Origin of the sequence: Kitasatospora sp. NPDC087315 (assembly GCF_044744345.1) — a bacterium.
Taxonomy (GTDB): Bacteria; Actinomycetota; Actinomycetes; order Streptomycetales; family Streptomycetaceae; genus Kitasatospora.
The window spans coordinates 41,886-66,396 of record NZ_JBIUYD010000006.1 but is presented as its reverse complement, the minus strand read 5'-3'; the positions used below and the strand labels follow the sequence as shown (position 1 = coordinate 66,396).

The following is a 24,511-nucleotide window of genomic DNA, read 5'->3' as shown; positions in this document are numbered from 1 at the left end:
TGGTGGCCGGGCCCGGGCCGGGCTGAGGCGGGGCGGGCGGGGACGGCCGGGCCCGTTGGGTGAGCCCGACCGTGCCGCCCGATGTCCGCCCTGGTCAGCCGCGCAGCGGGATGCCGCCGCGGTCCACGCCGGCGCGGTCCAGTCCGCCCCGGTCCGCCGCGGACCGGTCCAGGGCCGCCCGGTCCAGCGTGCTGCGGTCCAGGCCGCCCTGGCGGGCCGCCGGGACGGTGGTGGCCAGCCCGCTCGGGGCGGGTGCGGCGGCCGGCAGTTCCTCGGAGCGGTCCGACCGGCCCTGCCCCGGCACCCCCGGGACGCCGGAGGCCGTCACCCCGCCCGCGGCGAGCAGCTCGCTGGTGGGCCGGCGCATCCCGTACCGCCGGTGCACCGCCTGCTTGGTGACCCCGAGGGCCGAGCCCACCGAATCCCAGGAGAAGCCCAGCGCCCGGTCGAACTCGACCGCCGCCGCCACCAGCGTCTCCACGCTCTCCCGCAGCTCCTGCGCCAGGCGCACCGTCGGTGCGGGCGCCCGCCCGTACACCACGAACCCGGCCGAGGTGCTCGGGCGGCGCGGGCGGTAGACGTTGCCCAGCTGGGCGGTGAGCGTCCGCAGCGCGTCGACCTGCCGCCGCACCCGCTCGATGTCCCGCACCAGCAGGTGCAGGCTGGCCCGGGCCCGGGCGTCGTGGTTGATCTGCTCAGCCATGGCTTACGCGCCACCTTCCGTACGGTTCGGCTCGGCCGGGTCGCGGTGTCCCGTTCTGCCCGGCCCCGGTCAATCTCACTTGACCAACGCCCGAATGGGGGCCGGGGTCACGCAGCCGGACGGACTCGGGATATGCCGGTGGGCCGAGCACGGCCGCCGGACGGCCCGGGACGATTGCATAGACTTGCCGGTGGCCGGCCCCCGGCCCACCCCGTGACCCGCCTGTGGCGAGCAGCCCGAACCCGACGGACAGGAGCCCGTACCCCGTGGCGATCCAGCCGATCCGCATCTTCGGAGACCCAGTCCTGCGGGCCACCGCGAAGCCGGTGACCACGTTCGACAAGGAACTGCGCAAGCTGGTCCAGGATCTCACCGACACCATGCTCGACGCCCCCGGCGCCGGCCTGGCGGCCCCTCAACTCGGCGTCTCCCTCAGGGTGTTCACCTACCACGTGGGCGGCGTCACCGGTCATCTGATCAACCCCGACCTGTCGCTGACCGAGGAGGAGCAGGACGGCCCCGAGGGCTGCCTCTCGCTGCCCGGCCTGCGCTACGACACCAAGCGCGCGTACGGCGTGGTCGCCAAGGGCTTCAACATGCACGGCGACCCGGTCACCATCGAGGGCACCCAGCTGCTCGCCCGCTGCATCCAGCACGAGACCGACCACCTCGACGGGATCATCTTCATCGACCGCCTCGACCGCGAGCAGCGCAAGGCCGCGATGAAGGCGATCCGTGAGACGGAGTGGGGCGACGGACCCGCCCCCGTCGTCAGGATCTCCCCGCACGGCACCTTCGGCGCCGCGCGCTGAACCCCCGCTTCCGCTGCTGAACTCCGCCCACCAGAAAGGCACTTGATGCGCCTCGTGTTCGCCGGCACCCCCGAGGTCGCCGTTCCCGCCCTGGACGCCCTGCTCGCCTCCGACCGGCATGAGGTCGTCGCGGTGGTCACCCGCCCCGACGCCCCCGCCGGGCGCGGCCGCAAGCTGGTCGCCAGCCCCGTCGCCCAGCGCGCCGAGGAGGCCGGGATCGAGGTCCTCAAGCCGGCGAAGCCCAGCGACCCGGACTTCGTCGCCCGGCTCACCGAACTCGCCCCCGACTGCTGCCCGGTGGTCGCCTACGGCGCGCTGCTGCGCCCGGGCACCCTGGAGATCCCCAAGCACGGCTGGGTCAACCTGCACTTCTCGCTGCTGCCCGCCTGGCGCGGCGCGGCCCCCGTCCAGCACGCCGTGCTGGCGGGCGACGAGGTCACCGGAGCGTCCACCTTCCTGATCGAGCAGGGCCTCGACTCCGGCCCGGTCTACGGTGTGATCACCGAGGAGGTCCGCCCCACCGACACCAGCGGTGAACTCCTCACCAGGCTCTCCCACTCCGGCGCCCGTCTGCTCACCGCCACCATGGACGGCATCGCGGACGGCTCCCTGCACGCCGTCCCGCAGCCCGCCGAGGGCATCACGCTCGCCCCGAAGATCACCGTCGAGGACGCCCGGATCGACTGGAACCACCCCGCGCTGCGGATCGACCGCCTGGTGCGCGGCTGCGCCCCCGCCCCCGGCGCCTGGACGCTCTTCCGCGGTGAGCGGCTGAAGGTCTCCGGCCCGGTGAAGCTGCTGACGGACGCCGCGGAGCTGGCACCCGGGGAGCTGGCCGTCGGCAAGAAGAGCATCCGGGTCGGCACCGGCAGCCACGAGGTCGAGCTGGGCGAGGTCCAGCCGCAGGGCAAGAAGCCGATGCGGGCGGCGGACTGGGCGCGGGGCACCCGGATCGAGTCCGGCGAGCGCTTCGAGGTCTGAGGGAGCGGAGAAGGCCGGGGGCCAGGGCCCGACGTTTGGCGTTACTGTTCGACTGTTCGTCCGATAATCACCGCAGCACCTTGAGGCACCTGTGACCACACCGAGCGCCAAGCGCGCCCCCCGCCCGCACCGCCGTCCGAAGAAGGACCCGGCCCGGATCGTCGCCTTCCGCGCCCTGCGCGCCGTCGACGAGCGCGACGCCTACGCCAACCTGATCCTTCCCTCCCTGCTCCGCGAGGCCGAGCAGAAGGGCATGGACCGCCGCGACGCCGCCCTCGCCACCGAACTCGTCTACGGCACCCTGCGGCTCCAGGGCACCTACGACGCGATCATCGCCGCCTGCGTCGACCGCCCGCTCAGCAAGGTGGACCCGCCGGTCCTGGACGTGCTCTCGCTCGGCGCCCACCAGCTGCTCACCACCCGCATCCCCAGCCACGCCGCCGTCTCGGCCACCGTCGAACTGGCCCGCGTGGTGCTCGGCGACGGCAAGGCCAAGTTCGTCAACGCCGTCCTGCGCCGGATCAGCGCCCGCGACCTGGCGGAGTGGATCGGACAGGTCGCCCCGCCGTACGACGACGACGCCGAGGACCACCTCGCCGTCGTGCACTCCCACCCCCGCTGGGTGGTCGCCGCGCTCTGGGACTCGCTCGGCCGCTGGCAGCCCGACGCCGCCGGCCGCACCGCCATGGAGGAGCTGCTGCGCGCCGACAACGAGCGGCCCGAGGTCACCCTGGTGGCCCGCCCCGGCCGGATCACCGTCGGCGAACTGGCCGAAGCGCTGCCCGAGGCCGAACCCGGCCGCTGGTCCCCGGTCGCGCTCCGGCTCGCCGAGGGCGGCGACCCGGGCTCGCTGGAGGCGGTGCGCGAGAACCGGGCCGGCGTCCAGGACGAGGGCAGCCAGCTGGTCGCGCTCGCCCTCGCGGCGGCCCCCCTGGACGGACCGGACCGGCTCTGGCTGGACGGCTGCGCCGGCCCCGGCGGCAAGGCCGCGCTGCTCGGCGCCCTGGCCGCCGGGCGCGGCGCCGCCCTGGTGGCCAGCGAGAAGCAGCCGCACCGGGCCCGGCTGGTCGCCCGCGCGCTGGAGGGCAACCCCGGCCCGTACACCGTGATCACCGCCGACGGCACCCGCCCGGCCTGGCGCTCCGGCGGCTTCGACCGGGTCCTGGTCGACGTCCCGTGCTCCGGCCTCGGCGCGCTGCGCCGCCGCCCCGAGGCCCGCTGGCGCCGCCGCCCGCAGGACATCGCCGCCTTCGGCCCGCTCCAGCGCGACCTGCTGCGCTCGGCCGTCGACGCCACCCGGGTCGGCGGCGTGGTCGGCTACGCGACCTGCTCGCCGCACCTGGCCGAGACCCGGGCCGTCGTCGACGACGTGCTCCGGGACGAGGGCGGCCGGGTCGAGTGGATCGACGCCCGCCCGCTGCTCCCCGGCGTCCCGGCGCTGGGCGACGGCCCGGACATCCAGCTCTGGCCGCACCTGCACGGCACCGACGCGATGTACCTGGCCCTGCTGCGGCGCACGGCCTGACCCGGACGGCGGCGTGAGCCCCCGGCGGCCGCCGGGGGCTCACGCCGTTCGGTCAGCGCTGTTCCTCCGGACGTCCGTCCTGCTCCCAGCGGGTGTGGAACGTACCGTCGCGGTCGGTCCGCCGGTAGGTGTGCGCGCCGAAGAAGTCCCGCTGTCCCTGGACGAGGGCGGCCGGGAGGCGTTCGGCCCGCAGACTGTCGTAGTAGGCGAGCGCGGTCGCGAAGCCGGGTGCCGGAACGCCCAGTTGGGCCGACGTCGAGACGACCCGGCGCCACGCGGACTGCGCGGAGCCGAGCGACTCCCGGAAGTGGGCGTCGGTCAGGAGCGTGGGGCGCTCCCTGTCCTCGTCGTAGGCGGCCTTGATCCGGTCCAGGAAGCGGGCCCTGATGATGCACCCGCCGCGCCAGATGGTGGCCATCGCGCCGGGGTCGATCCGCCAGCCGTACTCGGCGCTGCCGGCCTGGATCTGCTGGAAGCCCTGGGCGTAGGCCACCATCTTGGAGGCGTACAGGGCCTGTTCGACGTCGTCGGCGAAGCGGTCCGCCGCCGCGCTGTCGAGCCAGCTCTCGGACGGGCCGGGCAGGTCGTGCGCCGCCCGCCGGAGCGGCACGCCGCCGGACAGCGACCGGGCGAAGACCGCCTCGGCGATCCCGTTCACGGGGACGCCCAGGTCCAGCGCGCTCTGCACCGTCCACCGGCCGGTGCCCTTCTGCTCGGCCTGGTCCAGCACGATGTCCACGAAGGGCCGGCCGGTCGCCGCGTCGGTGTGGGCGAGGATCTCGGCGGTGATCCCGATCAGGTACGACTCCAGGCGGCCGCCGTTCCAGGCCCGGAAGACCTCGGCGATCTCGGCGGGCTGCAGGCCGCCGCCGTGGCGCAGCAGGTCGTAGGCCTCGGCGATCAGCTGCATGTCGGCGTACTCGATGCCGTTGTGGACCATCTTGACGAAGTGGCCGGCGCCGTCCGGTCCGACGTGGGTGCAGCAGGGGGTTCCGTCGACCTCGGCGGCGATGTCCTCCAGCAGCGGGCCCAGGACCTGGTAGGCCTCCGGGGTGCCGCCGGGCATGATGCTCGGTCCTTCCAGGGCGCCCTGCTCGCCGCCGGAGATCCCGGTGCCGACGAAGTGGAGCCCGCGCTGCCGCAGGGCCGCCTCCCGTCTGCGGGTGTCGAGGAAGTGGGCGTTGCCGCCGTCCACCAGCACGTCGCCTTCGTCGAGCAGGGGGAGGAGCTCGTCGATGACGGCGTCGGTGGGTTCGCCGGCCTTGACCATGATCACGATCCGGCGGGGGCGTTCGAGTGCCGCGACGAACCCGGCCGTGCTGTCGGCCGGGACGAACGTGCCCTCGTGTCCGTACTGCTCCACCAGCGCGGTGGTCCTTGCCCGGGTGCGGTTGTGGACGGCGACGCGGTAGCCGTGGCGGGCGAGGTTCCGCGCGAGGTTGCGCCCCATCACGGCCAGTCCGGTGACGCCGATCTGGGCCTGCGGCTGCTCGGTCATAGGGGGTCTCCAAGGGGGTGAGGGGCCCGTGGGGCGGCGGCGGTCGCGCCCGGGGCGTGCCAAGCGGCACTCTGCCGTCGGCTCCGGGATTCCGCATCCGGGGTGCTGCCGTCGGGGACGCTGCGGTTCGGGGTGCTGCCGTGCGGGCGGGGCCGGGAGCGGTGCCGCACGGCCGTCGCGCCCGCCTACTCGGCGGCCACCGAGAGGATCTCGTCCTCGGGAAGCTCCACGTAGACCACCCCGTCCACCTCGACCTCCGAGCCGGAGAACCGGGAGAAGATGATCTTTTCGCCGGTCTTCACGTCCACCGGGTGCGGCCGGCCGCCCGCCAGGGTCCTGCCCGGTCCCACCGCCACCACCTCGCCCTTGCGGGTGTCCGCGTCGGGCAGGGCGGGCGCGCTGATCGGCTTGACGATCAGGTGATCGTTCTTCGGCCGGAAGTCTGGCATCGGAGGGTCCTCTCGGATAGGAGACGGCGGCGCGGCCCAGCGCGCCCCACAGGTCGATGGTCCACGGTTCCCGCGTGCTTCGCCCCGGCTGCTTCGGCCTCATGGCGGTACGCCGCGCGCCCTTCGGGTGTCGGCCCGGACGGCGAGCGGGCGCGGACGCGTTCCCCGGAGGCCGGCCGGGCAGACCGTCGAGGGCGCCCCGGTGCCGCGTGAAAGGCGGTGGAAGCGGACCGCTCCCGCTGATCAGGCTCGGGGGATGACCACTACTCGCACCTTCCGGATCACCGTTCGCGGTGCCTTCGACGGGCTCGACGCCGAGCAGCGCGCCGGGCTGCTGGCCCGCGCATCCGAGCACGACGTGCTGCACGCGGCCTGCACCACCGAGGGGCACCTCAGCTACGACATCGCGGCGCGGCCCGCGTTCACCTTCCGCTTCCAGGACTCCGGCGAGGCCGAGGAGGACATCCTGGAGGCGACCGAACGCGCCGAGGCCGCGGCGAAGGCCTGGCTGGATGAACGGGGCTACGCCTTCAAGAACCTCAGGTCACAGGCCGAGGACCTCTCCCTGGCCCCCCTCGGCAAGCGGCAGCGCCGCGCCGCCGCGCGGAAGGACGCCTGACCCCGGGCGCTCGCGGGGATTCGGCCGGACTCGTATGACCGGATACTGCACTACTCCTTGACTGCTCAACCAGCTGTTATGGTCGAGCGGTCAAGGAGGTGGCACATGAGTGATGCGCTGGACGCGGCCCTGCGGCTCCTGCGGGCGCAGACCGCCCTGGTGAAGCGCTTCGACGCGAGCCTCGGGGGCCTGCACGGGGTGAGCCTGGCCGACTTCACGCTGCTGCTGCGCCTGGGCCGGTCGCCCGGCGGCCGGCTGCGCCGGGTGGACCTCGCCGAGGCGCTCGGCCTGACCGCCTCGGGCGTGACCCGGGGGCTGGCGCCGCTGGAGCGCATCGGGCTGGTCACGCGCGAGCCGGACGCCCGCGACGCCCGGGTGGCGTACGCGGCGCTCACCGACACCGGTCGTGAACGGCTCGCGGAGATGCGCGCCACGGCCGAGAAGGTCGCCGAGGAGATCTTCGCCGCACCCCCGTGGGGTGAGGCGGACATGGCCGTGCTGTCCGAGCTGACGACCCGCCTCGGCGGCCTCGGCCTCCCCGGCCGGGGCGAGGGAGCCCGGTCGGCCGCGCCGACTCGGCTTCCCGGGAACTGAGTTCAGCCCGAGGGGCCGAGTCCGGCCCGGGGCGGTCGCGTCCCTCGGCCGCGTCCCCGGCCGGCGCCGAGGACCTCGGCGGGCTGCCGCCCACCTACCTGGACGTCGGCGACCTCGACCTCTTCCGTGCCGAGGACATCGCCTACGCCGGCCGCCTCGTACGGGCCGGCGTCCCGGTCGAACTGCACGTCTACCCCGGCGGCATCCACGCCAGTGAACTCCCGGCCCCCGACGCGGACCTCAGCGCCCGCATCACCGTCTGCCGCACGGTGGCCCTCGACCGGGCCCTGAACCCGCAGGCCGTACCGGCCGGGGCGCGGGTGGCACGTCGCGGGTCGGGTGAGCCTCCCGGACGCGGCGGCGGATCTGTAGCAGGCTCTCCGTGGGTGCGCGGTCACGTGAGGTGACGGTGGCTCAAGAGTGCTTCCAGGAAAGCGAGGCGGGCATGACGGACATTCCGAAGGGCCTCAAGTACAGCAGGGATCACGAGTGGGTGCGGTCCACCGGTAACGGGAAGGTCAGGGTCGGCCTCACGGCCTTCGCGCAGCGCCAGCTCGGTGATGTCGTCTTCGTCGAACTGCCCGAATCGGGCGCCGCCCTCGATGCCGGGGAGCCGGTCGGCACCGTCGAGTCGGTCAAGGCGGTCTCCGAGGTCTACACGCCGGTGTCCGGCACGATCGCCGCCGTCAACGAGAGCCTCAACGACTCGCCGGAACTGATCAACGAGGAGCCCTACGACCAGGGCTGGATCGTCGACGTCACCCTGTCCGCCCCCAAGCAGCTCGACGACCTTCTCACGGCCGCGCAGTACGGCGACTACATCAAGGCGGAGTCGGACGGGTAGCAGACGGCGGTCCCGGCACCGGCGGGCCGCTCGGTCCGTCCCGAGCGGCCTGCCGACGGTGGTGGTCCGGACGGGCGCCGACCCGTCCGCCGCGGCCGGCTACCGCTTGGCGACGGGCCGGTAGGTGCAGACGTTCACACCCGTGCTGCCGGTGACGGTGGAGACCAGCTCCAGCGTGCGCAGCCCGCCGTCGTCCGGGAAGATCGTCTTTCCGCCGCCGAGGAGCACCGGCATGATCACCAGTCGGAGCTCGTCGACCAGGCCCTCGCTCAGGAGGGTGCGCACCAGGGTGGGGCTCCCCATGACCAGCAGGTCGCCGCCCTCGGCCTTGCGCAGCTCGCGGACGCGGGCGACGGCCTCGTCACCGGGGATGCGGGTGGTGTTGTCCCAGACCGGCCCGGAGTCGCCCAGGGTGCTGGAGACGACGTACTTCGGGATGGCGTTCATCCGGTCGGCGAACGGGTCGCCGGCCCGCTCGGGCCACGCCGCGGCCATCGTCTGCCAGGTGCGGCGCCCGAACAGCAGTGCCGCGGCGCTGGTCAGCGCGTCGGAGAAGGCGCCGCCCACCACCTCCGGGTCGAAGAACGGGTGCGACCAGCCGCCGTGGGCGAAGCCGCCGTCGGTGTCCTCCTCGGGGCCGCCAGGGGCCTGCACGACGCCGTCCAGGCTGATGAACTCACTGATCACGATGCGCACGGTGGTGCTCCTCTGTCTTGCCTGCTCTGCTTGCTACGCCCTCGGGCCTACGACACTGAAGACTGCCGGCCACTACGGAATCATCGCTCCCGCGGTGGTGATGTGGATCACGCCCGGCGCGGCCCGGCGTGGTCAGGCGCGCGGTGTCCTGCCGCTCCGGCCGCCGGCCTGCGGTCAGGGCCTGGGGGCGGCGGCTTCGAGCTGGTCGACGGTCCCGGACATGACGGTGCGGATGTGCCGGGTGAGGTGGTCGGCGGGCCAGTCCCACCAGGCGGCGGCCAGCAGGCGGGCGATGTCGCCGTCGGGGTAGCGCGAGCGGATGACCTTGGCGGGGTTGCCGCCGGCGATGGCGTAGTCGGGGACGTCGGTGGTGACGACCGATCCGGCGGCGATGATCGCGCCGTGGCCGATGCGGACCCCGGGCATGACCACGCTTCGGTAGCCGAGCCAGACGTCGTTGCCGACGACGGTGTCGCCGCGGGCGGGCAGGCCGGCGAGGAGGTCGAAGTGCTCGGACCAGGCGCCGCCCATGATGGGGAAGGGGAAGGTGGAGGGGCCGTCCATACGGTGGTTGGCGCCGTTCATGATGAACCGCACGCCCTCGCCCAGCGCGCAGAACTTCCCGATGACCAGCTTCTCCGGGCCGTAGTGGTAGAGCACGTTGCGGGTCTCGAACGCGGTCGGGTCGTCGGGGTCGTCGTAGTAGGAGTACTCGCCGACCTCGATCAGCGGCGAGGTCACCAGCGGTTTCAGCAGGACCACGCGCGGCTGGTCGGGGAAGGGGTGGAGCACCGTCGGGTCGGGCGGGAGAGGACTCATGGTGGCACCGCTTTCCGTCGATCCGGGGGTGGCCGGCACTGTCCATGATCCATGGTGGGCCCGTGCCCCGGGCCGCCGGGGGGTGACCTTCCAGCCGGACTCTGAGTACGCTCCCGCCCAGGACCACACCCAGCCGACCGCAGACATCCAGAAGGCGCCCATATGCACCCCGACCACCAGCGCGCGTCCCTGCTGGCCTGGGCACACACCGCCACCGCGGACCGTCCGGCGGGCGGGTTCGACGTGCGGGAGTGGGCCGCCGGGCACGGCATCCCCGAACATCAGGCGGCAGGCCTGCGCGCGGCCCTGACCGCCGAGGGCCTGCTGCGGCCCGTCTCGCTCGTCGCCGACATCGTCAGGTTCACACCTGTGGGCCGGGCCCAGGCGGCGGCCGTGCTGGAGCAGCGCGACAATCGCCCCCGGCGCAACAACGCGGTCCGCTCCGACGTTCTCGACTGGCTCTACGGGCAACCCGGCCAGGGGTACCGGCAGAGCGGTTGCGCCGATGCCGACCCGCCGGCGGGCTTCCTGGACTCCGAACCGGCCTATTGCGGCGACCCGGTCACCGCACCTGAGGTGTGCGAGGCCATCGGGTACCTCGCGGCCCGCGGACTCGCCGTCGTCCACCAGGACACCGGCCCCTTCGGCCCGCGGGCCAGGGACACCTTCCTCAGCCCCGCCGACAGCTACGTTGTCAGGCTGACCGCGCGGGGCATCGACTGCGCAGAGAGCGAGAAGACCGTGTCGGAGTTCGTGCGGCAGGAGCAGACGGCCCCTGGGACGACGACGTTCAACACCTACCTGACCGACGCGCAGGGGACCATCATCGGCTCCCAGCGGGACTTCACGCAGAACAACACCGCCGGCTTCGACCCGGCCGCGCTGATCCACTTCACCGGCCTCATCCAGCAGAGCCTGCCCGTCCTCGGGCTGTCGCCCGAGGAGCAGGCCGAGGCGGCCGAGCAGGCCGGGGCCCTGTCCGCCGAGGCCGCACGCGCGCACCCGGACCGCGGTCTCCTGCGGCGCACGGCCGACCGGCTGGTCGAGCTGGTCATGCCCGCGGCGGGCACCGCGCTCGGGCAGCTCGTGCTGGAGGCGGGGAACCAGGCCGTCGCCGCGATCGGCGGCTAGCTGTTCCGACCCGTGAGGTCGGTGACGACGCTCCTGTCCAGGTGGCAACAACCGAGTCCCGGGCACGCCCGGGACGAGGAACTGTTCCGGGCGCTCCTCCCGCCGCTCACCGCGGATGTGCTCGGCTACTACCTGCCGTACTGAGCGCGGAGGCCGTGCGGGGCCGTCCGTCGCCTCCGGTAAGTGCTCAGGGGTGCGCAGAAGTACACCCCCGGAGTGAGGTCCGGTGCAGTGCGTGCCACAGGGCCGGGCGCGATCGTCGTAGGTGTCGTCAGAACGACACCTCCGACGAGAAGAACAGGTGCACGGATGTCCCATGCCCAGCAGCGCGTCGCCGCGACGCGTGCCCGCGAGTTCTGGCCGGTCCCGCTGTTCACCCTGCTGACCTGGGTGGTGGCCGGTCTGCTGCTGGCTCTGCAGCCGATGCTCCCGCTCGACCCCGGGCTGCTGATGCTCCCCCAGTTCGGCCCCGCCGTCGCCGCCGTGGTGGTGACGGTGCTGCTGAGGCGGGGGAGGAGGCCCGCGGCCGGTCCGGCTAGCATGAGGTGGCTGCGGCCCACCCGTGACGTGCTCGTTCGCTGCGTGACCGGTGCGGGTCTGGTTGTCGCGGTGCTGGGGCTGTCGCTCGGCGTCCTCGCGCTGGCCGGACGGCCGGTGCACCTCACGGACGCCGGTCAACTGGCTGGGCCGTGGTGGCTGCTGGTCGTCCTGCAGTGGGTCGGCGCGTGCGGCGAGGAACTGGGCTGGCGCGTCTTTCTGCAGCGGCGGCTGGAGGCCGGCCGTTCGCCGGTGGCGGCAGCGGTCGTGGTGGGTGTTCTCTGGGGGGCTTGGCACGTGCAGTACCTGCGGTTCGGAGCCGCGTTCATGACGGCGTTCATGGTCATGACCGTCGCGGTCTCGGTGATACTCGCCGTCCTGGTCTCGGGCGCCGGTACCGGGACCCTCCTGGTGGCCGGCACCCTCCACTGCCTGATCAATCTCGGCACCCTCGGCGTGCTGGACATCGAGGGCGGTGACGTCGCCGGCATGACCGCGCTCGCCGGCTGCTCGACCGCGGTCGCGGTCGCGCTGGCGGTGGCCGGCCACCGGGTCCGGCGCACGGAGGCCGTCCGATGAACACCGGATCCTCTGCCACCCGTACACCGGACGACACGCCGACCACCACCGACGGCAGCGCTCGCCGAACGGCGGCCACCGCCCGTACGGCGTGGGCCGAGCGGCCGGTCGCGCTGGGGCGGGCCGCGGCCCTGTGGGCCCTGTCGCTGTCGGCCGGGCTGGTCGCCTGCCTGGTCAACCTCGCGATCTGGCTGCTGGGCGCCGGAGTCGGGCTGCTCCTGCTCCCGCTCGCCGTCGGGACGCTGCGACGGCTCGCCGGCACCGCCCGCCGCCGCGCCGGGCGGTGGACGGGGGTGGCGATCCCCGAACCGTACCGCCCGACGCCGCCGCGGGAGCCCGGCCTCGGCGGCCGGGTCCGTACCTGCCTCGCCCTGCTGGGCGACCCGGCCACCTGGCGCGACCTGGTGTGGGCGAGTGCCGATCCGTGGATCGGCGGCGTCATCGCCGGGCTGCCGGGCGCGCTGGTGCTGTACGGCGTGTACGGCGCACTGGTCCAGCCCTTCGTCTGGGGGCCGATCGACCGCGCGGGCGGCAGCAACTGGTACACCGTCATCCAGGTGGACTCGTCCGGCGCCGCGCTGGCCGCGGTACCCGTCGGCCTCGCGCTGATCCTCGCCGGCCTCCTGGTCGGCCCGTGGACGCTGCGACTGCACGCCCGCTGGACGGCGGTCCTGCTCGCGCCGACCCGGACCGCCCGGCTGCGCCTGCGGGTCGACCATCTCTCCACCACCCGCGCCGACGCCTCCGACGCCCAGGCCGCCGAGCTCCGCCGGATCGAACGGGACCTGCACGACGGGGCCCAGGCCAGGCTGGTCGCGCTCGGCATGACCATCGACAGCGTCGAGAAGCTGGTGAACAACGATCCGCAGGCCGCCCTGTTCATGCTCGCCGGAGCCCGCGAGGCCTCCTCCCGCGCCCTGGAGGAGATGCGCGACCTGATCCGCGGCATCCATCCGCCGGTCCTGGCGGACCGCGGCATCGCCGACGCGGTCCGCGCCCTCGCCCTCGACAGCATGCTGGACGTCGAGGTGACGGCCGAGCTGCCGGGCCGGCCCGCCGCCCCCGTCGAGTCGGCGGTCTACTTCGCGGTCAGCGAGCTGCTCACCAACGCCGCCAAGCACAGCGGTGCCGAGCGGGTGGAGGTCAGGCTCGGCCACCGCGACGGTGTGCTCGCCGCCGAGGTCACCGACGACGGCCGCGGCGGCGCGGACCCCGCCCGGGGCACCGGTCTGCGCGGGGTCCAGCGCCGGATCGCCGTCTTCGACGGCACCCTGACCGTCCGCAGTCCCGACGGCGGCCCCACCACGATCCTCCTGGAGATCCCGTGCGCGTTGTCCTCGCCGAAGACCTCTTCCTCCTGAGGGACGGACTGGTCCGCACCCTGGAGGAGCACGGCTTCGACATCGTGGCCGCCGTCGACAACGGCCCTTCCCTGCGCAGGGCGCTCGCCGACCACCGGCCGGACATCGCCGTGGTCGACGTCCGCCTGCCGCCCTCCTTCACCGACGAGGGCCTCCAGGCCGCCCTGGAGGCCCGGCGCCGTACCCACGGCCTGCCCGTCCTGGTGCTGTCCCAGTACGTCGAGCGGCTCTACGCCCGCGAGCTGCTGGCGGACGGCTCCGGTGCGGTCGGCTACCTGCTCAAGGACCGGGTCTCCAACGCCGCCCAGTTCGTCGACGCCGTCACCCGGGTCGCGAGCGGCGGCACCGTGATGGACCCGGTGGTCATCGCCAAACTGCTCAGCCGCGGCGAGGCCCGCGGCCGCACGACGGCGCTGACGCCCCGCGAGCAGCAGGTGCTGGAACTGATGGCACAGGGCCGCTCCAACCCGGCGATCGGCCAGCAGCTCCACATCACCCTGAGCGCCGTCACCAAGCACACGGCCAGTATCTTCGCCAAGCTCGACCTGCCCGCCTCCGACGACGACAACCGCCGGGTCCTGGCCGTCCTGGCCTACCTCGACCGCTGAGCCCGGGGCCGAGGCCGACCGGGCCTTCGAAGCCGTCCCTCAGCCCTCGCCGGTCGGCGGGTCGGTCTTCGGTCCGAATCCTGGCCGTGCGTGGGGCCGAAGTCCGCGTCGAACTCCGCCAGCAGACGGATGATCTCGGGGGCCGACCCGGGTTCGGGGAAGTCCCGGTGGATCCGGCGGTGCAGACGGGACCGACTCACAGCGGCTCTCTCCCCGCTCCCCGTGCAGCCGTGCGTGGTGCGCACCCGAGTATCCGCGGCGACTCCGGGCACCCGCAAGGCGCCCGCCCCGACGCCAGCCCCTGCGGCTTTCCGCGATCACAGCCGAGCCGCGTCAGTCCAGGCAGAACTCGTTGCCCTCGGGGTCTCCCAACACACAGAACTGGATGTTCTGGAGTGTGAGAGATGGCAGCGGCATCCGTGCAGGTCAGGGACTCGGAGTGCGGTACTGGGAAATCTTCCCCCTCCCCACGCTGTATGGAAGACTTCCGCAATCCGTTGTCCGGCACAGTGTTCAACGAGACCCTTCGGGGTGTTCGTTGCGTCCGCTTGTCCGTACTGACGGACGAGACCACCAGCCCCGAGCGACAGCGCGAGGCGGACGATCAGGCAGCCGCAGCGCTGCACATCGACTTCGGGCAGGGTGCCGCACTCCGGGAGGCGGTGGACCTCGACGTCAGCGCGTCCAAAACGAGTCCGTTCGACCGCCCGCAGCTCGGCCAGTGGCTGAGCAACCCGAACAGCTTCGATGCCCTGGTGTGGTGGCGCTTCGACCGCGCCATCCGGTCCATGGGGCACATGCACGAACTCGCCAAGTGGGCGAGGGAACACCGCAAGGTGCTGGTCTTCGCCGAAGGCATAGGCGGCGGGCGCCTGGTGTTCGACTTCCGCAACCCCATGGACCCCATGGCAGAACTCCAGATGCTCATGCTGGCGTTTGCCGCACAGGTCGAGTCGCAGAGCATCAGCGACCGCGTGACCGGCGCCATGGCTGCCATGCGCAAGATGCCGCTTCGGTGGCGTGGCGGTGGTCGTCCGCCGTACGGCTACATGCCCGCCCCGATGCCGAAGGAACACGGCGGGGTCGGCTGGACCCTGGTGCCGGACCCCGATGCGGTCGAGGTCATCGAACGCATCGTTCGCGAGCTGCTGGAGGGCAAGACCGTTTCCGCGGTGGCGGCCGGGCTGAACGCAGACGGCATCCCGAGCCCACGTGATCACTGGGCGGTGAAGATGAACCGCGCCAAGGGCGGGAAGACCGGCGGGGCCAAGGGACAGCACGTCGTCCGCGATGTGTTCAAGTGGACCCCCGCTGTCATCACGCGGATGCTTCGCAATGAGACGCTGCTCGGCTGGAAGATGCACCGCGGGAAGCCGGTCCGGGACGCCGAGGGCAACCCGATCATGGCGACGGAACAGCCGATCATGACCCGCGAGGAGTTCGACCGCATCGGGGCATTGCTGGACTCTCGCAGTATCAACACCGGGGACAGGCAGGACACTGACGCGCTGCTGCTGCGCGTGATCCACTGCGACGCCTGCGGCGGGCGCATGTACCTGAACAAGCAAGAGGGCAAGACGGCGACGTACAAGTGCAACAGCCACGCCCGGGGCGATCTGTGCGAGCTGCCCGCCAGCGTGCGCGGTGACTGGGTGGACGACTTCGTGTCCGCCGAGTTCCTGCGCCTGGTCGGCCCGGTCCCGACCAAACACGTCGTTGAGGTACCCGGGTACGACCCCGAGCCCGAACTACTGGCCACAGTCGCCGAGTTCGCCGAGCACCAGAAGCAGAAGGGGCGCCAGAAGTCCCGGCACGCTGCGGCCGAGTGGCAGACGCACGCCGATGCACTGGACACCCGGATTGCCGACCTGGAGAACCGGGAGAAGCGCGAGCCGCAGCGCATCGTGACGCCCACCGGCCGGACCTACGCGGATGAGTGGGCCGAGGCGGACACGAACGCCCGACGCGCAATGCTGGTGGACGCTGGCGCACGGCTGGAGGTCAAGCGCGGCACCCGCGGAGGGTGGCGGAAGCTCGACATGCGCCGAGTCCAGTTCATGATCAGCGGCGAGCTTGACCCGGCTATCGAGGAGTTGGCGGGGCTCCGGGACGTGCTGACCATGCCCCTTGGAACCGCCCCGGCGGTGGGCAGCAGCGTCCGGCTTGCCGAGCCCGTCAAGGCAGCGGCGTAGGGCATCGGCGGGGGTGGTGACGGGTGACGTTCGAGAGGGTGATTTCTGTTTTATCTAGACACCCGTGTGTGTAGAAGAAACTAGATTTTGCGTCTCCAACGTCACCCGTCACCACCCCTCGGGCCCCGCGGGAATTCGTCCCCCTCTTCTACTTCCGAGAGAGGGAGCGCAGGACTACCGCGCACCCCACTGACGGGAACAGGCGGACCGAGTGCCCGCGCCCCTCTCTCGACGCTCTGCCCGTGCACCACGCACCCTCTCGGGGGTGGCCGCCGGAGTCGTGAGGCAGAGCGCGGGGGACTGAGCCGCCCACCAGTAACCGCCCCTCGGGGCGCCGACCGGGGTAGCAAGCTCGCTCAGTCCCCCATGGCGAGCACTTGTCGTAGAGCATCTACGCGAAGTGCGGCACCACCCAACGCTGAGAGGGGGCACCGTGCGCTGTATCGACTGTCCCTCGCCCCCGACGCACCGAGGGCGCTGTGAAGCCCACCACCGGGCCTACGAAGCCCGCCCCTCGGTCCGTGCGCCGACGGCTGCAAGCCCTGGTCTCACGCCACTACAGCGGCGCCGAGCGGCTTCGCCGGCAGATCGACCGGGACGGCTCTGCGGTCTGCGGTCTGTGCGGCGAGGGCTTCCCCGCCGAGTTGGTCGACGTGGACCACCGGCAGCCCCTTGCCCTCGGCGGCGAGGACACCGACGACAACGTGTGGCCGCTGTGCCGACCGTGCCATCGGCTCAAAACCCGCGAGGACTTCGGGGTGACCCTGCTCTAGATGAGGGGCTGAGGAAGGGGCGCCCCAGGGGTGGCGGGCACGTCAACAAGGCCAGGACCGGCGGGAGGTGCAACGTGGGAGCCGACGAGTGCGCTGCCCGCGATGAGCGTTTGAGGATTGATGACGTTGCCCGTGCCTGCGTTCACGCTATCCCCGTAGGTGACCCCGTAGTTGTTCGTCGACCGGTCCCACTCGACGACCTCATTCATGTTGTTCAAGATCTTGTCCGCGTGCGCGGTCCCGGCAAACGACAGTGCAGCCCCGGCGAGGGCGAGGGTGGCAAGTGCGCGCTTGATGTTGTTCATACGCTGCCAACGATCTTGAGCCGCTTGGGTCACGTCCGGTCCGCACTCACCCCGTCCACCAGGCCCGCGAGGAGGTACCCCCATGCCCCGAAGACCCCGGTCGCCCTGTTTGGCCCCCGGGCACCCGGAACTGGACAGAACGACGCCCCGGTACGGGCTCGGGCAAGGCCATACCGGGGCAGTCAGAGGCGCTAGCTAAACGCGTCGGTGCAGGAAGATTCCCTTAGTTGGTCCAAGAGTTGCGTTCCTTCTCGCGCTGGTTGTCCTTGGCCTCGCTTGCGTAGCCGGCGTTCCGGGTGGCCGCGACGACCAGATCCGAGCCCTTGGGGTAGACGGTCACCTCGTTGCCGTAAACGGGCTGGTACAGCGTGACTCCGTAGTCGTCATCGCCACCGTCGCCTTGCCATACCTTTTTGATGATGCCGTCTTGGTACTGACCGCCGGTGGACCTATTCAGCTTGGTGTTGATGATCCGCACCTCTTCGGTGGGATAGGGCTCCTTGAGCTTGTTAACCCTGAGGGTGGAAGCCTCCCGTGCGGCCCACTCGCGCTCGCTGACGGCCATGGCGTCGTCCCGGTCGAGGAACCCGGACTTGTTTGAGTCGAGGTCATCGAAGAGCTTTTCGGCGTCCTGCACATTCCGCAGGCCGTCGAAAAAAGCCGTGGCAGTCCGGACATACGCGAGCCACTCTTCCCTGCTGACCCTGCCGTCCCTGTTCCCGCTCCCGGTCTCGTCGGCGCGCTCTAGCCACCGGTTGAACTGATCCAGCGTCACCGTGTCTACATCCATCGCCATCTCATCTCTCTGCGACTTCTTGGCATCCGGAGCACTGCCCTCTCCGATCACCCGAAACACATCAACCACTCGAACGGGTGAACTAAAGCCATTCCGCTGTTGACCGAGTTGATCCGAGGTATCCCCCATGCCCCGCAAGCCCCGCCCCCCGTGCTCGGTCCCCGGGTGCCCCGAGCTGACCACGGACGGACGCTGCTCGCGCCACCAGGCCGAGGCCGACGCGCAGCGAGGCACACCGGGCGGAAGCGCGTACGGCCCTCGCTGGCCCCGCATCCGTCGGGCCTACCTCTACGCCCATCCGTGGTGCGTGCTGTGTGCTCGCGTCGCCGTGGTCGCCGACCACTTCCCGGAGTCGCGTCGGTCGCTGGTCGCCCGAGGTGTGCCCGACCCGGACGCGTGGTCGCGTCTTCGTCCACTGTGTACGCAGTGTCACAGCCGTGAGACGGCCGTTCACCAGCCCGGAGGATGGGCCAGTGAGCGCGCTAAGCCTGTCCGAGGCCCTGACCTGCGGTGACACCCCAGGGGGGCGCCTCCCTCCCGGTGCCATAAGGCGCGGCAGGGAGGGAAAAGACTCTCGCCGCAGGTAGAGCCGTTTGCGCGGAGCGTCACAGGAAAGAGAGTCGTAAAGGCCCCGCCCTGTTCTCCCTCGTGGAGACAGGGCGGGGCCTTTCTGCGTTTGTGAAGAACCTCCCGCACTCAGCGCGGAGCCACCGGGAGGTGAGCGGCCGAACGCTTGGCCACATCGCGCGCACGGAATCCGAAGCTGATGAGGGTCACGCGTTCTCCAGCGCCGAGGGGCGTCCTTCCGTGCGGGGTGATCGCACCATCGAACACGACGCATTCGCCCGCCGCGAGATCGCACGCACGGTAGCCGTCAGCGCCGATGAAGACGGTAGTGCTCACAGTGGGAGCTGTGGCGGGACGCTCGTGCTTGAGACACAGGATCAGATTGGCCTCACCGAACCCGAACTCGTCCACGTGGAAGTCGAGGAACTGCCCCTCCTCCAGATAGGCGATATAGACGCCGTTGTGCGGCTGCTCCACCTCCAGGCCGGTGGACTCCGCGACGACTGCGGCGAGATCTACTTGCCCGGTGAAGCGGTTCGCGGCGTCGCCCACGGCCGCGTTCCACTTGCCGTTGTGGAGGTATCCGTTGGCGGTCAGGGCCTCCTCGGCCTCCTGCGCCATAGCGGCGATCGACTCGACCGGGAACGGCTGGTCGCGCAGGTGGCGCGGGTGTACCCGCTGATGCGCGGTCAGCCCGCGCACGGCGCTCCGGATGGCCGGGAAGTCTTCTGCCCACCGGTCCGGGGTCCGGGCCGTGGTGTTGGACTGGAGCCACGAAGTCCACTGACCGCTCCACTGGCCGGGCACGGCGTTGTCCGCCCCCGGCGCGGCGGCTTGGTCGATCAGCAGTTCCACCCGCGAGAGTGCTGCCTGCGTGGACCCGATCAGCTCGGTGTCGCCCTTGGCGGTCCGCAGCCGCAGCGCTTCCCGGAGATGGGCCTCGGCGCTCGTGAGGTCACCGCGCTCCATCAGGTACTTCCCGGTGTGCTGGAGCGCGAAGTCCACCAGTTCCGGGTGTTGGCTCCGCGCGGTGCCCAGGGCGCTGCGGTAGAGCGCATCCGCAGTCCGCATGTCACCGGCGTAGCGGTGGGCGTCGCCGAGGTTGAGCCCGGTGGCAATGACCGCCCGGGTGTTTCCGCTCGCTGCGGCCAAGTCGAGCGACTGCCGCAGGAACGTCAGGGCCTCCTCGTGGTGGCCCAAGCACATCTGCCCGACGCCGATCCATCTGGTCAGGACCCGGGTGCGGGCGGGGTCGGCCCCCTCGGGCAAAGCCCTTAGGTCGTCCTGGAGTTGGCCGACCGCAGTGGTCAACTTGCTCCGGTCGGTCGGGACCATCCGCAGGCCGGCGTCTTGTGTGATGAGGTGCTGGAGCACCGGACCCTCCTCGTTCGGTTCTGCTCAGAGTGGCACTACAGCTGGTCGGTCTGCTGGCGCAGGTCGGCCAGCAGCTCCACCCCGTGCGGGGTGAAGTGCTCACTCAGGAGTTCGAGTTCGCGCATGAGGTAGCGGACGGCGGGCAGGCCCTCGTCGTAGGCGGCCTGAAAGCACGTGCGTTCGTTGGCGGTCAGGTCGTCGCGGTCCAACTCGGTACGGCGGAACCTCAGCAGCTGGTTGTAGACACAGGTCGCGTGGAAGGCCCGGTCCACCTCCCAGTGCTGGTTGCGCTCGACGCCCTGCCCCGCTCGCCACTTGATCTCGATCTTCGGGGACTCCTTGGACGAGTACCCGTCGGCGAAGACCTGGTGCTGAAGGACGTGGAAGCTGATCGACTGGTGCGTTCCCTCGTGGAGCAGGTTCTCCGCGAGGAAGCGGGGAGACGGCTCCGGGCTGACCGTGTTCGGCGGGATGTGGTGTCGGGCCTTGTCGGAGAACACGACGATGTACGGGAGCGCCGGGTCACTGGAACTGGTCAGCGATGAAGCGCGGACTCCGGGCTTGAGCCCGACCCACAGCAGCCCACGAACGAACTCGCGCACGCGGGCGAATCCCTCGGGGTGGACCAGCGACAGGCGGTCCAGCGCCTCGGACAGTGCTGCGCGGCGGTCATCGCTGTGCTCGGCGATCTCGTAGTTCGTCAGGTTGATCTCGTTGGCGATCTCGCCGGGAAGCCGGGCGTCGAACCAGTCGAAGGCCGCTCCGGCCACGGTCACGCTCTCGCTGCGCAGGGAACGGGCGTGCTGCGCGTAGGGGGTACCGGACTTGATGAGGCGTTCCATCAAGGCGAACGGCAGAGCGCTCTCCGCGCCCTCCTCGCGCAGGCGGAGCAGGTCCGGGTCCTTCCGGCCGAGGTCGAAGAAGGAGCCAGCCGGGACGCTGGTGGCGATGGTGGTGTTCATTGCGGACTCTCCTTGCTCGGGGGCTGTGTGGCGATGCCGCGCGGCGGGCCGGCCCGGGTGGTCATCCGGGCCGACCCGCCATGCCGTCAACTACTCGGCATTAGTTCGGAGTTGCTGTCAGGCATCGGTGGCCACGGGCGCGAAGTCGCCGTCCGGGACCGAGTGGTCCAGCCGCCGCGTCAGGGACTCGACGCCCACCGGCGCGAAGTCGCCGTCCGGCACCGAGTGGTCCAGGCGGCGCGTCAGGTTGCTGACCTGGGTGCTGTCGGACATGGTTGTGCTCCCTCCATAGGTACTGCTGCGGATTGGTGCACCTCCCCGAGGTCCGGGAGGAGTCTGCCGACCGCTGGCGGGTTCACCGCGTGGCTTGCGGCAGGTGTCGCCATTGCCGTGCCAGTCGGCGGGAACCCCTGGCCTGTCGGTGCAATCAGTGAACAGCCAGTCACGCTCCGGCGGTACAGTGTGAGCACACCGATCCCGTTCAACCCGTTCAAGATCGCAATTAGGGGCGACAGTTGACGGACACCAAGGCACCGAACGAAGCACTGGCCCGTGCCATCGCCGAGGCCGGATGCACGTACCAGGCGCTGGCGACGACAGTGCGCGTGGTCGCTGCCGAGGCAGGGGAGAACCTGGCAACGGCACCCTCGGCCGTCGCTCACTGGGTGGCCGGCGGTACCCCCACCGGGCGCACGCCGCAGTATCTTGCCGAGGCCCTTACCCGGAGGACGCGTCGCAAGGTGACCGTGGCGGAGATCGGATTAGGGTCGGAAGCGATCGGGGAGGTTATGAGCGCCGACCCGCTGGCCACCGCCGCCGACCTCGGGAGAGCCGTGATGCAGTCCCGCCGTGACTTCCTCGCCAGTGCGTTCGCCACCGCCGCCGTGGCGCTGCCGCTGACCTACGATCACCAGGCGGTCGCCGCCACCCTGCGAGCGGGAAGGACCGGCGGCCGAGTGGGTGTCGGCGAGGTGGCCACTGTCCGGCACATCACCAGCGTGTTCACCGCCGCTGACGAGCGTCTTGGCGGTGGGCACGGGCTGAGTGCGGTGACCACCTACCTGACCGACACGGCGGTGCCGATGCTTCAGGGCGTGTACCCCTCCGAGGCGATTCGCCGGGACGCCTACGGCGTGGCGGCCGAACTGTCGTACCTCGCCGCGTGGAAGTACCACGACCTGGGCCGGGAGGGTGCCGCACAGCGGTACTACCTTCTCGGCTACCAGCTCGCCTGCGAGAGCGATCCGACAGGACACGGAGCCTGGATGATGCGCGCTCTCGCCCACCAGGCCCTCAACCTCAAGCAGCCGGAGTTCTGCGTCGAACTGGCGGAGGAGTCCCTACGGCGAGCGCGAGGGAAGGTGGACCCGCAAACCGAGGCCCTGCTGCTGATCACGAGCGCCAGGGCGTACGGAGCCGTGGGGAGTGGGCAGAAGGCCGCAGCGGCACTTCTCGCGGCCGAGGACGCCATGCTCGACACCGCGACGCCGCCCGCGTCCTTCACGGCGGCTACTGGGCCGGTAGCGGCAACCGTCGCCTCTCACACCGCCAAGACGCTGGCCGAGCTGAAAGACCACCAGGCGGCCGAACGCCACCACCTGGCCGCCCTCGCTGGTCGTGACCCCGAAGCGTTCCGGCGCATTCACGCCCTGACGCTCGGGAATCTGGCCCGGTCCGTCGCTGCCCAGCGGCGTCACGACGAAGCCGTGGGGATCTGGGGCCAGTCGCTGGATTTCATGGACGGAGTCGTCTCGGACCGGCACAAGAAGGACCTTCACAAAGTCCGGACCACAATGACGAGTTGGGCCCGTCGTGGAATCCCCGGCGCCGCAGACCTGGGGCAGCGCGCCGCCGAACTCGTCCGAGCCTGACCCGCGCCCGCCAGACCCCGCCCTGACTGGTCGCGTGAGTGCTGGGCCGTCCCGCACCATCGAGCCGTTCGCACCGAGTAGGTCTCGCCAGACAGCAAAACGCCCCGTTCGGCCAAGCGCCGGGCGGGGCTCTGTCGTTGGTGCTGACCTGCGGCTAAGCTGCACAGAACTGGTAGTCACGTGTGTTGGGGTCGGTCATCACGATGAAGCCGGCGTTCATCGGGGGAGCGGGCTCGTGGCGACGCACCCGTGCCGCGCCCAGTGCGACGAGCCGGTCGCACTCGGCTTCCAGCACCGCCATCCGCTCCTCGCCCCGCAGTCCGGGAGCCGCGCGGACGTCGAGGTGGACGCGGTTCTTGGCGGCCTTGTCCTCCGGCACCTGCTGGAAGAACACCCGCGGGCCGTGCCCGTCCGGGTCCTCGATGGCCGACTTCGTGTTGCGCTGCTCCTCCGGTACGCCGATCCGCGCGAGGAAGTCGTCCCACGCGGCCAGCGGGTCGGCGTCCTCGGGCAGGTCGACTCCGGGCGGGCCGGGGTGGACGTAACCCAGTGCGTCGCGCCAGAAGGACGACAGCGCCCGCGGGTCGTGGGCGTCGAAGGTGACCTGGAGGTGGCGGCTCATCGGGTTGCTCCGTTCGTAGCGGGTCTCGTGTGCGGGGAGAGGCCGCGCAGCAGGCGGACCTCGGACAGACGGTGGATCGGCTCGCGGTGGACGGGCGGCACCGGACCGGCCGTGGGCACTTCGGGCAGGTTCCAGACGTCCGGCACCGGCGGCCAGAAGGACTCGTCCGCGTTCATGGAGCCACCCTGACACCTCTGGCGGACAGGATCGGTCCGCTACCCCTGGCAGAGTGGGTGGCATGGACGGGGCACGCGGTGACGAGCGGGGTACGACGGAGCGGGTGCTCACCCTGCTCGGGCTGCTGCGGCAGCGTCAGGTCTGGACCGGCCCCGAGCTCGCCGACCGGCTCCGGGTCACGTCGCGCACGGTACGGCGTGATGTCGAGCGGCTGCGCGCGCTCGGCTATCCGGTGCTTGCCGGCCGCGGTGTCGGCGGTGGTTACCGGCTCGGTCCGGGGCAGGACCTGCCGCCGCTGCTTCTCGACGACGAGGAGGCGATCGCCACCGCGGTGTCGCTGCTCGCCGGCGCGGGTGGCGCGGTCGCCGGCGACACCGCGCTCCGGGCGCTGACCAAGCTCGACCGGGTGCTGCCCACCCGGCTGCGGCACGAGGTGCGCGCGCTCTCCGGCTCGGTGGAGTTCTTCGGCGGAGGCCGCACGCCGGTCGACTCCGAGGTGCTCATGACGCTGGCCAGAGCCTGCCGCGACGAGGTCGAGGCCGGCTTCGACTACCCCTCCGGGAGCGGGGTGCGACGGCGGCGGGTCGAGCCGTACCGCCTGGTCGCCTCCGACCGGCGCTGGTACCTCCTCGCCTACGACCTCGACCGCGACGACTGGCGCAGCTTCCGCGTCGACCGGATGACCGAGGCGTCCGCACGGACCTGGCGCTTCCGCCCGCGCACGGCGCCCGACGCGGCGGCGTACGTGCAGGAGGGGGTGGCGAGCCGGGTCTACCCGCACCGGGCAAGCTTCCTCGTGCACGCGTCGGCCGACACGGTGCGCGCGCAGATCCCGGCGTCGGCGGCCGTCGTGCGACCGCGCGGGAGCGGGCTCTGCGAGGTGCTCAGTGGCGCCGGCAGCCTCGACTTCGTGCTCATGCACGTGCTTCTGCTGGGGCACGACTTCGAGGTGCTCGACCCTCCGGAGCTCGCGAGTCGCTGTCGGGTGCTGGCGGAGAGGCTGCTGTCGGCCGGTGCGAGGAGCTCACCGTGCTGATGTGCGCCAGTGTGCCCGCGCAGGCGGCGACGCCGTTGACGCCGTCGGCGCTCCGGCAACCTCGTCCCGGGCGACGCCAA

The 24,511-nt window shown here is 71.6% G+C and carries 28 protein-coding genes; 16 read left to right on the top strand and 12 right to left on the bottom strand.

The window, feature by feature from the left end:
• Positions 1 to 94 precede the first annotated feature (94 nt).
• The gene (locus ACIO5D_RS10525) at positions 95 to 703 is read right to left on the bottom strand and encodes a hypothetical protein (RefSeq protein ID WP_363610434.1); all 609 of its coding nucleotides are present in this window, start codon (positions 701 to 703) and stop codon (positions 95 to 97) included.
• A 266-nt stretch (positions 704 to 969) separates the two neighbouring features.
• Here ACIO5D_RS10525 and def point away from each other — a divergent pair, with 266 nt between their 5' ends.
• The 3 genes from def to ACIO5D_RS10510 all read left to right on the top strand — a co-directional run bounded on the left by def (position 970) and on the right by ACIO5D_RS10510 (position 4,021).
• Positions 970 to 1,515, top strand: coding sequence for a peptide deformylase (gene def / locus ACIO5D_RS10520; RefSeq protein WP_363610432.1), 546 nt, complete (start codon positions 970 to 972; stop codon positions 1,513 to 1,515).
• 45 nt (positions 1,516 to 1,560) lie between these two features.
• Entirely contained in the window at positions 1,561 to 2,496 is a 936-nt protein-coding gene (gene fmt, locus ACIO5D_RS10515; RefSeq protein WP_400658213.1) for a methionyl-tRNA formyltransferase, read from the top strand.
• A gap of 91 nt (positions 2,497 to 2,587) precedes the next feature.
• The gene (locus tag ACIO5D_RS10510; RefSeq protein ID WP_363610428.1) at positions 2,588 to 4,021 is read left to right on the top strand and encodes a transcription antitermination factor NusB; all 1,434 of its coding nucleotides are present in this window, start codon (positions 2,588 to 2,590) and stop codon (positions 4,019 to 4,021) included.
• A gap of 52 nt (positions 4,022 to 4,073) precedes the next feature.
• Here the strand turns inward: ACIO5D_RS10510 and gndA are convergent, their stop codons facing one another.
• Both gndA and ACIO5D_RS10500 read right to left on the bottom strand, forming a co-directional pair.
• On the bottom strand, positions 4,074 to 5,519 hold the full coding sequence (gene gndA / locus ACIO5D_RS10505) for an NADP-dependent phosphogluconate dehydrogenase (protein ID WP_363610426.1): 1,446 nt from the start codon (positions 5,517 to 5,519) through the stop codon (positions 4,074 to 4,076).
• A gap of 185 nt (positions 5,520 to 5,704) precedes the next feature.
• Complete coding sequence (locus ACIO5D_RS10500; protein WP_400794765.1) at positions 5,705 to 5,968, bottom strand: hypothetical protein; 264 nt, start codon at positions 5,966 to 5,968, stop codon at positions 5,705 to 5,707.
• Between the two features lie 256 nt (positions 5,969 to 6,224).
• Here ACIO5D_RS10500 and ACIO5D_RS10495 point away from each other — a divergent pair, with 256 nt between their 5' ends.
• The 4 genes from ACIO5D_RS10495 (at position 6,225) to gcvH (ending at position 8,025) form a co-directional block, all read left to right on the top strand.
• Complete coding sequence (locus ACIO5D_RS10495) at positions 6,225 to 6,587, top strand: DUF6204 family protein (RefSeq protein WP_400794763.1); 363 nt, start codon at positions 6,225 to 6,227, stop codon at positions 6,585 to 6,587.
• 105 nt (positions 6,588 to 6,692) lie between these two features.
• On the top strand, positions 6,693 to 7,181 hold the full coding sequence (locus ACIO5D_RS10490; protein ID WP_400658210.1) for a MarR family winged helix-turn-helix transcriptional regulator: 489 nt from the start codon (positions 6,693 to 6,695) through the stop codon (positions 7,179 to 7,181).
• Positions 7,178 to 7,588: an alpha/beta hydrolase fold domain-containing protein gene (locus tag ACIO5D_RS10485; RefSeq protein ID WP_400794853.1), complete on the top strand. Its 411-nt coding sequence runs from the start codon at positions 7,178 to 7,180 to the stop codon at positions 7,586 to 7,588. Before ACIO5D_RS10490 ends, ACIO5D_RS10485 begins: the two co-directional genes overlap by 4 nt.
• A gap of 38 nt (positions 7,589 to 7,626) precedes the next feature.
• Complete coding sequence (gene gcvH / locus ACIO5D_RS10480) at positions 7,627 to 8,025, top strand: glycine cleavage system protein GcvH (protein ID WP_400794761.1); 399 nt, start codon at positions 7,627 to 7,629, stop codon at positions 8,023 to 8,025.
• Between the two features lie 99 nt (positions 8,026 to 8,124).
• On the opposite strand, the gene ACIO5D_RS10475 is transcribed toward gcvH, so the two are convergent.
• Together ACIO5D_RS10475 and ACIO5D_RS10470 are read right to left on the bottom strand one after the other, a co-directional pair.
• Positions 8,125 to 8,721 (bottom strand): dihydrofolate reductase family protein, encoded by a 597-nt coding sequence (locus ACIO5D_RS10475; RefSeq protein WP_400658206.1) that lies wholly within the window; start codon positions 8,719 to 8,721, stop codon positions 8,125 to 8,127.
• 174 nt (positions 8,722 to 8,895) lie between these two features.
• Positions 8,896 to 9,540, bottom strand: a complete 645-nt coding sequence (locus tag ACIO5D_RS10470; RefSeq protein ID WP_400658204.1) for a CatB-related O-acetyltransferase — start codon at positions 9,538 to 9,540, stop codon at positions 8,896 to 8,898.
• Between the two features lie 162 nt (positions 9,541 to 9,702).
• On the opposite strand from ACIO5D_RS10470, the gene ACIO5D_RS10465 reads away from it, so the two are divergent.
• The 7 genes from ACIO5D_RS10465 (at position 9,703) to ACIO5D_RS10435 (ending at position 16,721) form a co-directional block, all read left to right on the top strand.
• Positions 9,703 to 10,671 (top strand): hypothetical protein, encoded by a 969-nt coding sequence (locus ACIO5D_RS10465; protein ID WP_400658202.1) that lies wholly within the window; start codon positions 9,703 to 9,705, stop codon positions 10,669 to 10,671.
• A 21-nt stretch (positions 10,672 to 10,692) separates the two neighbouring features.
• Complete coding sequence (locus ACIO5D_RS10460) at positions 10,693 to 10,815, top strand: hypothetical protein (protein WP_400658200.1); 123 nt, start codon at positions 10,693 to 10,695, stop codon at positions 10,813 to 10,815.
• A 165-nt stretch (positions 10,816 to 10,980) separates the two neighbouring features.
• Positions 10,981 to 11,787 (top strand): type II CAAX endopeptidase family protein, encoded by an 807-nt coding sequence (locus tag ACIO5D_RS10455; RefSeq protein WP_363610408.1) that lies wholly within the window; start codon positions 10,981 to 10,983, stop codon positions 11,785 to 11,787.
• A complete protein-coding gene (locus tag ACIO5D_RS10450) occupies positions 11,784 to 13,148 on the top strand; it encodes a sensor histidine kinase (RefSeq protein WP_400794758.1) in 1,365 nt (454 codons plus the stop codon). Before ACIO5D_RS10455 ends, ACIO5D_RS10450 begins: the two co-directional genes overlap by 4 nt.
• Positions 13,112 to 13,756: a response regulator transcription factor gene (locus ACIO5D_RS10445; RefSeq protein ID WP_363610404.1), complete on the top strand. Its 645-nt coding sequence runs from the start codon at positions 13,112 to 13,114 to the stop codon at positions 13,754 to 13,756. The genes ACIO5D_RS10450 and ACIO5D_RS10445 overlap by 37 nt, the downstream gene beginning before the upstream one ends.
• Positions 13,757 to 14,232: 476 nt before the next feature.
• Entirely contained in the window at positions 14,233 to 15,948 is a 1,716-nt protein-coding gene (locus ACIO5D_RS10440; RefSeq protein ID WP_400794756.1) for a recombinase family protein, read from the top strand.
• Positions 15,949 to 16,469: 521 nt separating this feature from the next.
• Positions 16,470 to 16,721 (top strand): HNH endonuclease, encoded by a 252-nt coding sequence (locus ACIO5D_RS10435; protein ID WP_400794754.1) that lies wholly within the window; start codon positions 16,470 to 16,472, stop codon positions 16,719 to 16,721.
• On the opposite strand, the gene ACIO5D_RS10430 is transcribed toward ACIO5D_RS10435, so the two are convergent.
• The 5 genes from ACIO5D_RS10430 to ACIO5D_RS10410 form a co-directional block, all read right to left on the bottom strand.
• Entirely contained in the window at positions 16,718 to 17,026 is a 309-nt protein-coding gene (locus ACIO5D_RS10430) for a hypothetical protein (protein ID WP_400794752.1), read from the bottom strand. The genes ACIO5D_RS10435 and ACIO5D_RS10430 overlap by 4 nt on opposite strands.
• A gap of 223 nt (positions 17,027 to 17,249) precedes the next feature.
• Positions 17,250 to 17,891 (bottom strand): hypothetical protein, encoded by a 642-nt coding sequence (locus ACIO5D_RS10425; RefSeq protein WP_400794750.1) that lies wholly within the window; start codon positions 17,889 to 17,891, stop codon positions 17,250 to 17,252.
• A 627-nt stretch (positions 17,892 to 18,518) separates the two neighbouring features.
• On the bottom strand, positions 18,519 to 19,763 hold the full coding sequence (locus tag ACIO5D_RS10420; protein WP_400794748.1) for a hypothetical protein: 1,245 nt from the start codon (positions 19,761 to 19,763) through the stop codon (positions 18,519 to 18,521).
• A gap of 35 nt (positions 19,764 to 19,798) precedes the next feature.
• Positions 19,799 to 20,725, bottom strand: coding sequence for a hypothetical protein (locus ACIO5D_RS10415; RefSeq protein WP_400794746.1), 927 nt, complete (start codon positions 20,723 to 20,725; stop codon positions 19,799 to 19,801).
• 117 nt (positions 20,726 to 20,842) lie between these two features.
• Positions 20,843 to 20,998, bottom strand: a complete 156-nt coding sequence (locus ACIO5D_RS10410) for a hypothetical protein (RefSeq protein WP_400794744.1) — start codon at positions 20,996 to 20,998, stop codon at positions 20,843 to 20,845.
• A 242-nt stretch (positions 20,999 to 21,240) separates the two neighbouring features.
• On the opposite strand from ACIO5D_RS10410, the gene ACIO5D_RS10405 reads away from it, so the two are divergent.
• On the top strand, positions 21,241 to 22,596 hold the full coding sequence (locus tag ACIO5D_RS10405) for a tetratricopeptide repeat protein (protein ID WP_400794742.1): 1,356 nt from the start codon (positions 21,241 to 21,243) through the stop codon (positions 22,594 to 22,596).
• A gap of 154 nt (positions 22,597 to 22,750) precedes the next feature.
• Here ACIO5D_RS10405 and ACIO5D_RS10400 read toward each other — a convergent pair whose 3' ends face one another.
• On the bottom strand, positions 22,751 to 23,218 hold the full coding sequence (locus tag ACIO5D_RS10400; RefSeq protein WP_400794740.1) for a VOC family protein: 468 nt from the start codon (positions 23,216 to 23,218) through the stop codon (positions 22,751 to 22,753).
• Positions 23,215 to 23,394: a hypothetical protein gene (locus ACIO5D_RS10395; RefSeq protein ID WP_363610400.1), complete on the bottom strand. Its 180-nt coding sequence runs from the start codon at positions 23,392 to 23,394 to the stop codon at positions 23,215 to 23,217. The genes ACIO5D_RS10400 and ACIO5D_RS10395 overlap by 4 nt, the downstream gene beginning before the upstream one ends.
• Before the next feature lie 62 nt (positions 23,395 to 23,456).
• Between ACIO5D_RS10395 and ACIO5D_RS10390 the strand changes: the two genes are divergently transcribed.
• Positions 23,457 to 24,431 (top strand): helix-turn-helix transcriptional regulator, encoded by a 975-nt coding sequence (locus ACIO5D_RS10390; RefSeq protein ID WP_400794738.1) that lies wholly within the window; start codon positions 23,457 to 23,459, stop codon positions 24,429 to 24,431.
• The last annotated feature ends 80 nt before the right edge of the window (positions 24,432 to 24,511 follow it).